Genomic DNA, 12,850 nt, shown 5'->3' on the forward strand with positions numbered 1-12,850 from the left:
GTGAAGTGGTCTTTTTTGCTGCCTTAGTATATAAACCCTGGACGTGCAATGATGACAAGTAGGATATAAAGAACCAAGATAAACCCGATCCCCGTTCCTAGTCCCGCTACTGGAGCACATCCTCCTGCTCCTACACCTGCTCCGTATCCTGCAAATGGTACACCCATCAAGAATCTCCTCCTTTTCAATAGTTAATATATACTATGAGCACATCCATTCTTCGCTTGTTCGGATGCCTACTTGGGTGGGATTTGGGCAAGTAATGATGAAATCGCTACCGCAAAATACTCTGGGATAACCTGTTAGTTAAAGACTCATATCTTTTCCTGTTGTACATACTACAAACATGAAGAAAGTACTTTGAAGGAGAGAAAGATATGTTTAAACAGGCCTTTGGAACCTTGCAAAAAGTAGGAAAAGCTCTAATGCTTCCGGTGGCTATTCTTCCCGCCGCGGGGATATTGCTCGCACTTGGTAACGCTTTACATAACCCGGCTTTAACCTCTCGATTCCCTGGACTTGAAGCGGGTGGAATCCAGATGGTCGCGAATGTCATGGAGCAGGCAGGGGGTATTGTCTTTGGTAATTTACCCTTATTATTTGCTGTAGGTGTTGCCGTTGGTTTGGCCGGTGGGGATGGTGTTGCCGGTTTGGCTGCCATCCTTGCGTATCTGGTCATGAATGTAACGATGAGTGTCATATTGGGCGTGACACCTGAGGTAATTGGTACGAACCCTGCTTACGCGAATGTCCTAGGGATTCCTACACTTCAAACTGGTGTATTCGGTGGAGTTATCGTAGGGATATTAGCAGCTTATATGTTTAACCGTTACTTTAATATTGAGCTTCCTTCTTATTTAGGATTCTTTGCAGGAAAACGATTTGTGCCTATTATTACCTCTGCAACAGCCATACTTTTAGGTATTGTCATGGTTTTTGCTTGGCCCCCCATTCAACAAGGATTAAACGCTTTTTCACATAATATGGTAGGTGCTAACCTAACAGCCTCGGCTTTTATTTTTGGAGTCATTGAAAGAGCACTAATTCCATTTGGTCTGCACCATATTTTTTATTCTCCATTTTGGTTTGAGTTTGGCGAATATGTTACTCAAACGGGCGAGATTGCAAGAGGAGATCAAAAGATATTTTTCGAGCAGCTTAGGGATGGGGTGGAATTGACAGCTGGAACCTTTATGACCGGGAAGTACCCATTTATGATGTTCGGTCTTCCAGCCGCTGCGCTAGCTATTTATCATTCTGCGCGTCCTGAACAAAAAACGATGGTAGCTGGTATTATGGGGTCTGCAGCTCTAACCTCATTCTTGACAGGTATAACTGAGCCTATCGAATTTTCTTTCCTATTTGTGGCGCCATTACTGTTCGCGATTCATACGATTTTTGCAGGCTTGTCCTTTATGCTCATGCACATCTTAAACGTGAAAATTGGAATGACATTCTCCGGCGGAGTCATTGACTACCTGCTATTTGGAGTGCTCCCTAATCGTACGGCTTGGTGGTTGGTCATTCCGGTTGGGCTTGTGTTTTCCGTGATTTATTATTTTGGGTTCAGGTTTGCTATTAAGGCATTCAATTTAAAAACCCCAGGACGTGAAGAAGTGGTTGAAGAGAGACAAGTAAGGGGAAATGAAGCTGGGGGAGCCCTTGCCTACAATATCTTGCAAGCTATGGGTGGCCAGCATAACATTTCTCACTTGGACGCATGTATTACACGCTTGCGTGTATCGGTTAACGACAGTAAACAAGTGGACAAGGAACGGCTTAAGCAGCTGGGAGCTGCAGGGGTATTAGAAGTAGGAAACAATATTCAAGCTATTTTTGGTCCAAGATCCGATAATTTGAAGACACAAATGAAAGATATTATGGAAGGAAAAACACCACAACCTGCTGAATCATCTGCTTCCCAAGAAATTCGTGAGCAGGTTGAGGAAGTCATGCCTGATGCGTTAGCGGATAAGGAGTTAGAGGAAAAGGAAAATGTTCATCAAGGGCATCAAGTCCATCGAGAATTAACGATTGTATCTCCTCTTGAAGGAGAAATCCTGTCGATGGAGGAAGTGCCGGACCAAGTCTTTTCACAGAAAATGATGGGGGACGGATTTGCAATTCTGCCGACTGAAGGGACCGTGGTATCACCGATTGAGGGAGTGGTGTTGAATGTTTTCCCAACAAAACACGCAATTGGTCTGGAGTCAGAAGACGGAAGAGAGGTTCTTATTCATTTTGGAATTGACACCGTCAAATTAAAAGGCGAAGGATTTGAATCTTTGGTATCTCAAGGGGATAAGGTCGAACGAGGGCAACCTCTTCTGAAGGTCGATCTGGACTCGGTCAAGAGAAAGGTTCCCTCCATTATTACACCTATCGTTTTTACGAATCTTAAGCAAGGCGAGTATGTAGAAATTGAAAAACAAGGGAAAGTAACAAAAGGCGAAGAAAAAATTATTTCAATTAAGAGAAGGGGTTGATCAATATGGTAGAAAAAATCTTCCACATTACAAGCGACTCAGGACTTCATGCTCGTCCAGCAACAGCCTTAGTTCAGACAGCAACAAAGTTTAGTTCAGATATAAAATTAGAGTATAGTGGAAGAGTAATCAACCTGAAGTCCATAATGGCCATAATGTCTCTAGGAGTTGGACAAGGAGCTGAAGTGAAGGTTACGGCTGAGGGTTCGGATGAACAAGAGGCTCTTAGCGCGATTACTGAAATAATGAAGCAAGAAGGACTAGGCCAATAATGACTTCACAGATTCAAGGGATTGCTGCATCTGCTGGAATTGCCATGGGGAAAGCTTATCTGTTGAAGACTCCCGATCTCTCTGTAACCAGAAATACGGTTAAAGATCCGCAAACGGAGAAGCAACGTTTAGGACAAGCGGTGGAACAGGCCAAAGTAGAACTTGAAGAGATTAAAGAACACGCAAGAGTGAAACTTGGGGAGGATAAAGCGGCGATATTCGCCGCTCATCTTCTCGTCTTGAGCGACCCCGAGCTCTTGGATCCCATACAGGAGAAGATCGAAAATGAAGGGGTTAATGCGGAATATGCGCTGCATGAGGTTTCGCAGATGTTCATTACGATGTTCGAGCAGATGGACAACGATTATATGAGGGAGCGGGCAGCTGATATTCGAGACGTAACGAATCGAGTGTTGGCTAAGCTGCTGAATGTTACCATTCCTAATTTAAGCTTGATATCAGAAGAAGTTATTATTATTGCAGAAGATCTAACCCCTTCGGATACAGCTCAATTGAATCGTAATTTCGTAAAAGGGTTTGTGACCAATATTGGGGGTAGAACCTCTCATTCGGCTATTATGGCACGTTCCATGGAGATTCCGGCTGTAGTTGGCACAAAAACGGCCACATCTTTGATTGAACAGGGCAAGCAGGTGATTGTAGACGGAATAAATGGTCTAGTCATTGTAAACCCAACAGAAGAACTTCATGGAAAGTATCAGGAAACCCAACTATCGTATGAAGCTCAGAAAGCAGAATGGGCAAAGCTTGTTCATGAATCTACAGTGACCATAGACAATCACCAAGTTGAGCTTGCTGCTAATATTGGAACCCCAGACGATGTGTTGGGGGTGCTGGAGAATGGCGGAGAGGGAATCGGACTCTATCGTACGGAATTTTTGTATATGGGTCGTAGCCAATTGCCTACAGAAGAAGAGCAGTTTGAGTCCTATAAAACGGTCTTAGAGAAGATGGAAGGAAAGCCGGTTGTTGTTCGAACGTTGGATATAGGGGGAGATAAAGAGCTCCCTTACCTTAATTTACCTAAGGAAATGAATCCGTTTCTAGGCTTCCGTGCTATTCGGCTTTGTTTAGAGGAGAAGGAGCTATTCCGAGTCCAACTAAGAGCTTTGTTACGTGCAAGTGTTTATGGCAACCTGAAGATCATGTTCCCTATGGTGGCGACCATTGAGGAGTTTCTTGCGGCAAAAGAAATGCTATTAGCAGAAAAAGATTCTCTTCGTCAAAATGGGATTCAAGTAGCAGACGACATTGAAATTGGAATTATGGTTGAGATTCCGTCTGTGGCTCTTATTGCAGATCAATTTGCAGAGTTAGTGGATTTCTTTAGCATCGGGACGAATGACTTGATCCAATATACGATGGCGGCTGATCGAATGAATGAAAGAGTATCTTACTTGTATCAGCCCTATCATCCGGCAATCCTACGCTTAATCGATCATGTCATCCAAGCTGCCCATCGCAACGGCAAATGGGTAGGAATGTGTGGTGAGATGGCTGGGGATCCCATCGCGATCCCTATTCTGCTTGGACTCGGATTAGATGAGTTTAGTATGAGTGCGACCTCCATTTTGCCTGCTAGAAATCAACTAAGGAAGCTGTCGAAACAGGAAGTGGAGAGCTTGAGAGAGAAGATACTTTCCATGAGGACCTCGGATGATGTTGCTTCATTTATTAAAACTACATTTTTAAAATAAACAAAACAAGAAGCCTGACATTAGTCGGCTTCTTGTTTGTTTTTCGGGATGAAAGTGAAGATCTCATGGGATTCGAATGAATCAATTAATCGTTCTAACCATTCATAATAAGCGAGGTAATGAACAATTCGTTCAATGTCTCTCTCCGCTTTCTCTCGCAGATCTGGTGGAAGGTCCTCTTGTTTCAGAAGATTGGTGAGTTCTTGGGAAGACTTCCGCAAAGACATCTGATTGGCGTCTGTTGCCTTGCGCCACTTCAGTGAAAAATAATCGATGAAGGTCTGGTACCAATCATGCTCAACTTCATAGTGATCTTTTCTTGTACCCTTCATCCAAACTTTATTCACCATCTTCAGGTCAAGCAAAGTACGTACTCCAGTACTCATGCTTGTCTTGCTCATCCCTAAGGCGTCTCCCATTTCATCTAAGTTCATAGGCTTATCTTGGAAAATCAATGTACCGTAAAGGTGACCCACGGAGTGGGTAATCCCGTATAACTCCATATTTTGTGCTAAAGTTTCGACGATGCGGTCTTCAGCCTTTTTCACGATTTGTTCGTACTTGCTATGTTCACTCATGTGAAGAAAGGGACCTCCTGGTCATCATAATGCTTACATATTACTTTTAATTAAAGGAAAAGTAAAGAAACGCATTTGACAGGATTTTCGAGTATTTTTGAGTATACGCCACAAGAACTACGTACAGTATTTTCTGTACATAAATTATAAACTAAATTAGTGGAATATACGGTTTGTTCATTTATTGTCTATTGGTTAAAATTGTTATAGTAATTGTTGGGAAGTAAGGTGAGGTGCAGCGATGTCAATTATTAAGGTGGAGCAATTATCCAAGGTTTTCGGACGTCACCCAAGTAAAGCAATAGAAGCCTTGAATAAGGGCTGGTCCAAAAAAGAGATCTTAGATAAAATCGGTCAAACGGTCGGAGTGAACCAAGCCAGCTTCGAAGTAGAAAAGGGTGAAATCTTTGTTATTATGGGCCTCTCAGGAAGTGGAAAATCGACGCTTGTTCGATTGCTGAATCGTCTGATTGAGCCAACAGCGGGGAGAGTGCTCATTGACGGCAAAGACATCGTCAAGATGAGCCCAGAGGAATTAAGGGAAGTACGAAGGAAGAAGCTCAGCATGGTGTTTCAACGGTTCGCTTTATTTCCTCACCGTACCATTCTTGAAAATGTGGAATATGGACTTGAAGTTCAAGGCGTGGAGAAAGAGATTCGAGGTAAAAAAGCGAAAGAATCCCTTGAGTTGGTTGGGCTCTCGGGTTGGGAGAACCATCTGCCAGACCAACTGAGCGGAGGAATGCAACAGAGGGTGGGTCTTGCCAGAGCACTGGCTAATGATCCGGACGTGCTTTTAATGGATGAAGCTTTTAGTGCCTTAGATCCCTTAATTCGCAAAGACATGCAAGATGAGCTATTAGAACTACAGTCCAAAATGCAGAAGACGATTATCTTTATTACTCACGATTTAGATGAAGCTTTAAAAATTGGAGATCGAATTGCTCTCATGAAGGATGGCTCTATTGTACAGATAGGGTCGGCTGAGGAGATTATGACGAATCCGGCTAATGAATATGTAGAGCGGTTTGTCGAGGATGTAGATTTATCTAAGGTATTAACGGCAGGGCATGTGATGAAACGAGCGGAGACCATTACGGCGGATAAAGGACCTCGAGTGGCTTTGCAGCTCATGAGAGAGCGTGGGATCTCAAGTCTATTTGTCGTTGATAAAAAGAAAACGTTGCTTGGGGTGGTTACGGCTGACTTAGTTTCAAGCTCTGAATCCCAAGGGAAGACACTCGAAGAGATCATGGAAAGGAATGTTCCTTTGGTTCGTCCGGATACTCTTTTGCATGATCTGTTTGACATTGTTGCCTTTTCTCAGGTTCCAGTTGCCGTAGCGAATGAAGAGAACCGCTTATTAGGGATATTGGTAAGAGGTTCTGTTCTAGGAGGATTAGCTGGAAAGGTGAATGATCAACGCGATACCATTCTTTCCACTCTACCGGGAAAGGAGGCAAAGATAAATGGAAATCAAGTTTCCTAAACTGCCATTGGACCAATGGATTGAGGGGCTAGTTAAGTTTTTGGATAGTAACCTAGGAGGACTATTCAAAGCCATAAGTCTAAGTATAGGCAGTATGGTAGATTTATTTGCCTGGGTGTTTACATCGCTACCAGCATTTGCTTTTATTCTTGTATTTTCTTTTCTTGCATTTAAGTTAAGCGGAAAAGGCGTTGGGTTATTCACCTTGATTGGCCTTGTCCTCATTGATAATTTAGGATATTGGACGAATACCATGCAGACTTTAGCTCTCGTGCTTACTTCGGCTTTTATTTCCGTAGTCATTGGTGTGCCTTTAGGGATATTGAGCGCACGCAAGGATTCTGTAAGGAATGTGGTTACGCCTATCCTAGACTTTATGCAAACGATGCCTGCGTTTGTCTATTTAATCCCTGCTATATTCTTCTTCGGTTTAGGTAAGGTACCGGGAGTTATTGCATCTGTCATATTTGCCATGCCGCCCACCATAAGGCTAACTAACCTTGGGATCCGTCAAGTTCCAACCGAGTTAGTGGAAGCTGCTGATGCGTTTGGATCTACCCCAACGCAAAAGCTGTTTAAGGTTCAGCTTCCCTTAGCTAAAGCAACGATCATGGCAGGAGTGAATCAGAGTATTATGTTGGCTTTATCTATGGTTGTTATTGCTTCGATGATCGGAGCCAAGGGATTAGGAGCGGACGTCTATCGTGCGGTAACTCAAATTAAAATAGGGGCAGGATTTGAAGCAGGATTGGCCATTGTTATTTTAGCCATTATGTTAGACCGCCTCACACAATCTATTGGTAAGACAAAAAAAATATAAGGGGAGATTTTTTATGTTAAAAGGAAAATTGAAATCATCAATACTTACTGCGATGCTAGGTGCAGGAATGCTTCTTGCTGGATGTTCCTCAGAGACCACTCAGCCACAATCAAACACAGAAACTCCACAACAGGATGCCCCAAGCGCAGAAGCTAACATTGGGGATCAAGTTAACTTTCAATTAATTGGAATAGATCCTGGTGCCGGACTTATGAAGGCAACAGCGCAAGCGATAGAAGATTACGGTTTAGCGGATTGGGAACTAGTCGAAGGGTCAGGTGCAGCGATGACAGCGGCCCTGACTAAAGCCTATGAAAATCAAGAACCCATCATTGTAACAGGTTGGACTCCGCATTGGAAGTTTGCGAAATACGATCTAAAGTATCTGGAGGATCCAAAAGGGATATTCGGAGCGGATGAAGACATTCATACGATTGCCCGTCTAGGATTGAAGGATGATCATCCAAGTGCCCATGCTGTTCTAGATAAATTCCATTGGTCCCCTGATGATATGGCTGAAGTGATGGTTAGCACCATTGATGGAAAAGAGCCTGTAGAAGCAGCTGAAGCATGGATCGCAAAGAACGAGAGCAAAGTGAATGAATGGGTAGAAGGAGTTGAACCGGTACAAGGAGACCAGATTACCTTAGCTTATGTAGCATGGGATTCTGAAATTGCAAGTACTCATGTGGTAGCAGCCGTACTCGAACAGGTAGGTTATAAAGTGGAATTAAGTCAAGTGGAAGCAGGTCCAATGTGGGCAGGGGTTGCCGGTGGGGATGCAGATGCCATCGTGGCAGCTTGGTTGCCTACGACTCATGCAGACTATTATCAACAATTCGATGGTCAGTTTGAAGACCTTGGAGCTAACCTGAAAGGAACGAAGATTGGATTAGTTGTACCTTCCTATATGGAGATCAATTCGATCGAGGACTTAAAATAAGGTAGAGGAAGAAGGGGTATCTCATGTGAGGTACCCATTCTTTGTGTTTAGTGCTCGGTTAAGCTGTTTAAAGATACCTCTTGTTCGTTTTCAGGCTGATCAAGAGGATAGATTCTAGCTGTCTCATCGCCTTCGTCAACGTGTTGAATATAGATGGGCATTCCATTGTAGGTTACATTGACCATTACAGGTGAATCTGCAATCTCTTGTGCACGCTGGGCGTTCATAATAGACCTCCTAGTTATGTATTTTCTGTAATACTGTTTACTTGGAGGGAGGTAAGTATTCGTTGTGCTATCTAAAAAGCAAAATTATCCGGATCAGGACCAAAGCGCTTATTCTGATTTAGGCCGTCTATACGCTCCATATCCTCTGCAGATAGTTCAAAATCAAAGACATTCGCATTCTCTTCGATTCGGTGAGGGGTGATCGATTTCGGTATGGTTACCACGCCGTGTTGCAAGTCCCAGCGAAGAATAATTTGGGCTGGGGTCTTCTTATACTTCTCACTAAGTTCAGCTAGCAGAGGAAGGTTAAGATTTCCTTGCATGAGCGGACTCCAGGCCTCTAACTGGATCTTATTTTCTTTACAGAAGGTGAGGAGTTCTTTTTGTGAGAGTAAGGGATGATACTCGACTTGATTCACCATAGGTACATGTTCAGCTTCAGAGATGAGATCCTGTAGGTGGTGAATATGGAAGTTACTCACTCCAATAGCGCGAACTTCACCGTCCTTATAAAGTTTCTCTATGGCCTTCCATGTTTCTTTATACTTCCCTTTTACTGGCCAGTGGATAAGATAAAGATCTAAATAATTAAGTCCTAATTTCTTTTTGCTTTCTTCAAAAGCTTGGAGAGTGGAATCATAGCCTTGATTTGCATTCCAGACTTTTGTTGTAATGAAAAGATCCTTGCGAGGGACTCCTGCCTCCTGTATCGCCTTGCCCACACCTTCCTCGTTAGCATAAACTGCTGCCGTATCAATACTCCGGTACCCAACTTGTATGGCATGCTTTACAGAAGATACAACCTCTTGCCCTTCTTGCACTCTCCATACACCCAAACCAAGAAGAGGCATTTCTACTCCATTGCTTAGTACGCTAGAACTTTGCATCTTTTTCTTCCTCCTCATTCTTTCATGCATTTCTTGTCCAAGTGGATTATACAACAATTACCAGAGATTAGAAAGAAAACGGTATGCTATTAGGCAAACGTACAACCATTATCCGGGTATATGGCATAAGATACATCAGATGATAGACAGAAAGGAGGAGAATACATGGGAGTTCCTGTTGCTGGTGGATGGGGAGGCGGCCTTGCCTTCATTTTGGTTCTCTACATCTTGCTTGTGATCATTCTTCAACCAGGTGTTTTCTACTAATGTAGAAACGGAAGGGAACTGCTTAAGATAAGGCAGTTCCTTTGCCTTTTGTTAGACCAAACAAAATTTATTAGAAAATGTAACCGATCCTTCCAATAATCGTCTATTAAGTTGAAACATACCACTGGAGGGATAAGAGAGATGAATATGAAGAAAAGATGGTTGCAGGGTATCTTGGCTACAAGCTTGGTTTTTGCAGCTGTACCTAGTTATGCTTCAGAATTAAAAGTAAATGCTGAACAAGTAAACCCGGTCTTCAGCAAAGAAGTAGAAACGACTTTAAGTAAAATTTATAAATTGACTCCCGAATTAAAGGAGATAAATCTTGAAGAAAAAAACTATTTTGATGCGAGTGAATATGGACCGGCGGGATGGTCGATTATCTTTTCAAATCGTCCCAAGGATGCTGACCCTAACAGCCGTGATTATATAGAAGCACACATAGGGATAGAAGCTGTGACGGGAAAGCTAATCCACTTTAGCGTTCACCACCCGGAGTGGGCTTCTGAGAAACTTCCAGATGAAAAGCTAACGAAAGTAAAGGCTCTTGCCTTCGCACAAGAACTCTATGGAGAAGAGCTTAAGAATTATGAGATGGCTGAGTTTCTCAACTATGGAGCCTCTGGCCCGTCTAGCGATGATCCCCGTATTTACACCCAAGCAGGGGTGACTTTTCATCGTTTAATTCACGGTGTTGAGCTATGGAATCTAGGCTCTTTCCAGGTTTACGTTAATGAAAAGGGCCGTGTAACTCAGTTATATCACCATGATCGTGGAGATCAGAAATTAATTGAAGATATTACTAAATTCCCGCTCCCCGAGAAGGCGATTTCCAAGGAGGAAGCGAAGAAAATATACCGTGATAAAATAGAGATGGAGCTTAATTATGCTGCGGAACAACCGACATCTAGAACTCCATTAAATTGGGACAAACAGGAGAAAAAGTCTGTATTAAAGTATGATCCATCCCAATATGGCTTTCTGAACGCTGTAACAGGAGAAGAGTTGAAGCTGTTCTATGGGGGAGATGAGCAGACCCGTCAGAGATTGTCCTTGATTCCACAAAATAAGACGGAAACCGTGTTAAGCAAAGAAGCGGCAGCTTCGTTCATCAAGAAGTACCATCAATTTGACTTAGCAGATTTAGAGTACTATGAGATGGAGCATGTCATGGATGATTCACGGGTGGAATATAACTGGTCCAATAGGCGTTCTCTTCAAACAGATGGAAAGGCACAGCCGCCTACTTTTGTTTCCCTTTCAACGGATAAAAAGGGAAACGTTCTCGGCGTTCATATTCAAGTACATCCTATAGAGAACTCCAAACCATTGGAAGCGAATAAAATAACCCAGGATGAAGCACTAAAAAGAGCAATCCAATTCCTAGAGGGACAAGTGGAAGCGAAAGAGCTTGAGTTAAGTTATATTCATGATACGACGAAAGGCGAGCAGGTGCCTGAGTGGGTTAATCAGGAAAAGTTAACTCAAATGAGGTCCTACGAATCGCCGAAATATCGTTTTAGTTTTGTTGGATTACATAAGGGAGTTACGGTAAGTGACCAGTATTACTCCGTCTCTGTTGATGCAAACTCGGGACAAGTCTTAGAATTCCAACTGCCTCAGAAATTTGACTATGACGCCCTGCCAAGTGCCCAACCGGTGCTATCCAAGGAAGAAGCAGAAGATCTCTTCATGGAGAATCTTAATCTAAATCTTTATTATTATTGGCCCGAATACTATGGACAGTATGCGCCGAGTCCGGTTCTGATCTATAGATTAGATGGTAAGAAAGAGCAATATATTGACGCGCACAAAAAAGAACCAGTACCGTTTAATTAAGAAGTAATTAAGATAAGGAAATGAGGATGCAATGTGGAACTGAGATATGTGAATTTACCAGAAATGATTCTAGCAGGAATTAGTGAGAGAACAAGCAACGTTGTGGAGGCAAGTGAGGGTGGTAAGCTTCCGGGAATGTGGAATACGTTCTTTGGTGGGCAAGTAACGAATAAACTGGGAGGGGTCACGGAGATTCATCGGGAAAAAATATATTCGCTCTATACGGATTACGAGAATGGGGCAAATGGAGAGTATACGGTGGTGATCGGCCATCAGGTTACAGGAAAGAGTAATGATTTTTCTGATGGCCTAAAGAGCGTGGTTGTCCCTGAAGCGAAGTACGCCGTTTTCACAAGTAGAAGAGGGCCTGTTTCACAGGTCGTACCCGAAATGTGGCAGACGATCTGGAACTGGACGGTGTCGACTTCTGCGCGCAGAACCTTTACGGGTGATTTTGAAGTATACGAAGTAGAGAACTTCAATCCTAGTGATGCTGTGGTGGAGATTTATATCGCTGTAGAGTAGGGAAAATGAGCAATCCGTCTGAGGTCGGTCGATCAACGACCAAGCGCCCCCTCCATGATCCTTACGGTGTAATTTTATCTCCGATTAGATATGATATCGAGAAATTTTTTTTCGGACACTTCCATGGCTTTCGCCTATTGCATAGTATGGTATGACTTAATAGGAAGGGAGAAGCCATGGGTCCCATGCATAATGACGAGAGATCTTTCCAACCCTTTTGTGCTACCCGAGATGATGTGGCCCCGCTTTTTTCCGCACCCGCTCTGGTCGGGAGGGAGTTAAAAAAGCTAAGCCTGGAAGATTGTAGAGGGAAGTGGGTTGTTTTATTTTTTTATCCGAGTGATTTTACTTTTGTTTGACCGACAGAGTTAGCAGCGGTCGCTGCTCTTTATCCTCACTTCCAAGCCTTAGGCACAGAGGTTTGGTCTATTAGTACGGACAGTGTTTTTACTCATAAGGTGTTTAAAGATGTGTCGCCAAAAGCTAGAACCGTTTCCTTCCCCATGCTGTCGGATCGGAATTTAAAAATTAGCAAAGCTTACCGAGTCTTAGATGAATCGGCAGGGGCAGCGTTTCGGGCTACTATTATTGTTGATCCTGAGGGAATTATTGTATCTAAGCTTGTTTATCCAAAAGAGGTGGGAAGAAATACTTACGAAATTCTTCGTTTAGTCCAAGGGATACAATTTGGGCGTCAGACAGGACTAGGAGTGCCTGCCAATTGGGTTCCAGGGATGCCTGGAATTAAAACCGATTTTCCGAATGTGGGGACTGTTTAGAAAAGCAACAGAAGAAATAA

14 protein-coding genes are annotated in these 12,850 nt (G+C 43.1%); 10 read left to right on the forward strand and 4 right to left on the reverse strand.

The genetic code is table 11. From position 1 onward, the window contains the following. Nucleotides 1–23: 23 nt before the first annotated feature. Nucleotides 24–167, reverse strand: coding sequence for a hypothetical protein (locus tag EIZ39_RS26390; protein WP_164984883.1), 144 nt, complete (start codon nt 165–167; stop codon nt 24–26). Nucleotides 168–377: 210 nt separating this feature from the next. On the opposite strand from EIZ39_RS26390, the gene ptsG reads away from it, so the two are divergent. Genes ptsG through ptsP form a run of 3 tightly spaced genes read left to right on the forward strand, consistent with a single transcriptional unit; the run spans nt 378 to nt 4,476 of the window. Continuing rightward, a complete protein-coding gene (gene ptsG, locus EIZ39_RS03960) occupies nt 378–2,486 on the forward strand; it encodes a glucose-specific PTS transporter subunit IIBC (RefSeq protein WP_129197612.1) in 2,109 nt (702 codons plus the stop codon). A gap of 5 nt (nt 2,487–2,491) precedes the next feature. Next, entirely contained in the window at nt 2,492–2,758 is a 267-nt protein-coding gene (locus EIZ39_RS03965; RefSeq protein ID WP_129197614.1) for a phosphocarrier protein HPr, read from the forward strand. Continuing rightward, nucleotides 2,758–4,476, forward strand: coding sequence for a phosphoenolpyruvate--protein phosphotransferase (ptsP, locus tag EIZ39_RS03970; RefSeq protein WP_129197616.1), 1,719 nt, complete (start codon nt 2,758–2,760; stop codon nt 4,474–4,476). Before EIZ39_RS03965 ends, ptsP begins: the two co-directional genes overlap by 1 nt. 20 nt (nt 4,477–4,496) lie before the next feature. Here ptsP and EIZ39_RS03975 read toward each other — a convergent pair whose 3' ends face one another. Further along, the gene (locus EIZ39_RS03975; RefSeq protein WP_129197618.1) at nt 4,497–5,054 is read right to left on the reverse strand and encodes a GbsR/MarR family transcriptional regulator; all 558 of its coding nucleotides are present in this window, start codon (nt 5,052–5,054) and stop codon (nt 4,497–4,499) included. Nucleotides 5,055–5,295: 241 nt separating this feature from the next. Here EIZ39_RS03975 and EIZ39_RS03980 point away from each other — a divergent pair, with 241 nt between their 5' ends. Genes EIZ39_RS03980 through EIZ39_RS03990 form a run of 3 tightly spaced genes read left to right on the forward strand, consistent with a single transcriptional unit; the run spans nt 5,296 to nt 8,306 of the window. Next, entirely contained in the window at nt 5,296–6,543 is a 1,248-nt protein-coding gene (locus tag EIZ39_RS03980; RefSeq protein ID WP_129197621.1) for a quaternary amine ABC transporter ATP-binding protein, read from the forward strand. Next, entirely contained in the window at nt 6,524–7,363 is an 840-nt protein-coding gene (locus EIZ39_RS03985; protein ID WP_129197623.1) for an ABC transporter permease, read from the forward strand. The genes EIZ39_RS03980 and EIZ39_RS03985 overlap by 20 nt, the downstream gene beginning before the upstream one ends. Before the next feature lie 13 nt (nt 7,364–7,376). Continuing rightward, nucleotides 7,377–8,306, forward strand: a complete 930-nt coding sequence (locus EIZ39_RS03990; protein ID WP_129197625.1) for a glycine betaine ABC transporter substrate-binding protein — start codon at nt 7,377–7,379, stop codon at nt 8,304–8,306. 47 nt (nt 8,307–8,353) lie between these two features. Here EIZ39_RS03990 and EIZ39_RS03995 read toward each other — a convergent pair whose 3' ends face one another. Together EIZ39_RS03995 and EIZ39_RS04000 are read right to left on the reverse strand one after the other, a co-directional pair. Continuing rightward, nucleotides 8,354–8,533: a small acid-soluble spore protein H gene (locus tag EIZ39_RS03995; protein WP_129197627.1), complete on the reverse strand. Its 180-nt coding sequence runs from the start codon at nt 8,531–8,533 to the stop codon at nt 8,354–8,356. Nucleotides 8,534–8,604: 71 nt separating this feature from the next. Next, nucleotides 8,605–9,420, reverse strand: coding sequence for an aldo/keto reductase (locus tag EIZ39_RS04000; protein ID WP_129197628.1), 816 nt, complete (start codon nt 9,418–9,420; stop codon nt 8,605–8,607). Between the two features lie 165 nt (nt 9,421–9,585). Between EIZ39_RS04000 and EIZ39_RS04005 the strand changes: the two genes are divergently transcribed. From EIZ39_RS04005 to EIZ39_RS04025, 4 genes are all read left to right on the forward strand, one after another. Beyond that, nucleotides 9,586–9,687, forward strand: coding sequence for a sporulation protein YjcZ (locus tag EIZ39_RS04005; protein WP_129197630.1), 102 nt, complete (start codon nt 9,586–9,588; stop codon nt 9,685–9,687). A gap of 141 nt (nt 9,688–9,828) precedes the next feature. Next, nucleotides 9,829–11,526: a YcdB/YcdC domain-containing protein gene (locus EIZ39_RS04010; protein ID WP_129197632.1), complete on the forward strand. Its 1,698-nt coding sequence runs from the start codon at nt 9,829–9,831 to the stop codon at nt 11,524–11,526. A gap of 33 nt (nt 11,527–11,559) precedes the next feature. After that, nucleotides 11,560–12,051 (forward strand): GyrI-like domain-containing protein, encoded by a 492-nt coding sequence (locus EIZ39_RS04015; protein WP_240675684.1) that lies wholly within the window; start codon nt 11,560–11,562, stop codon nt 12,049–12,051. 185 nt (nt 12,052–12,236) lie between these two features. After that, nucleotides 12,237–12,830, forward strand: a complete 594-nt coding sequence (locus EIZ39_RS04025) for a peroxiredoxin (RefSeq protein WP_240675705.1) — start codon at nt 12,237–12,239, stop codon at nt 12,828–12,830. Nucleotides 12,831–12,850: the final 20 nt, after the last annotated feature.

This window comes from Ammoniphilus sp. CFH 90114 (assembly GCF_004123195.1).
Lineage (GTDB): Bacteria > Bacillota > Bacilli > Aneurinibacillales > RAOX-1 > YIM-78166.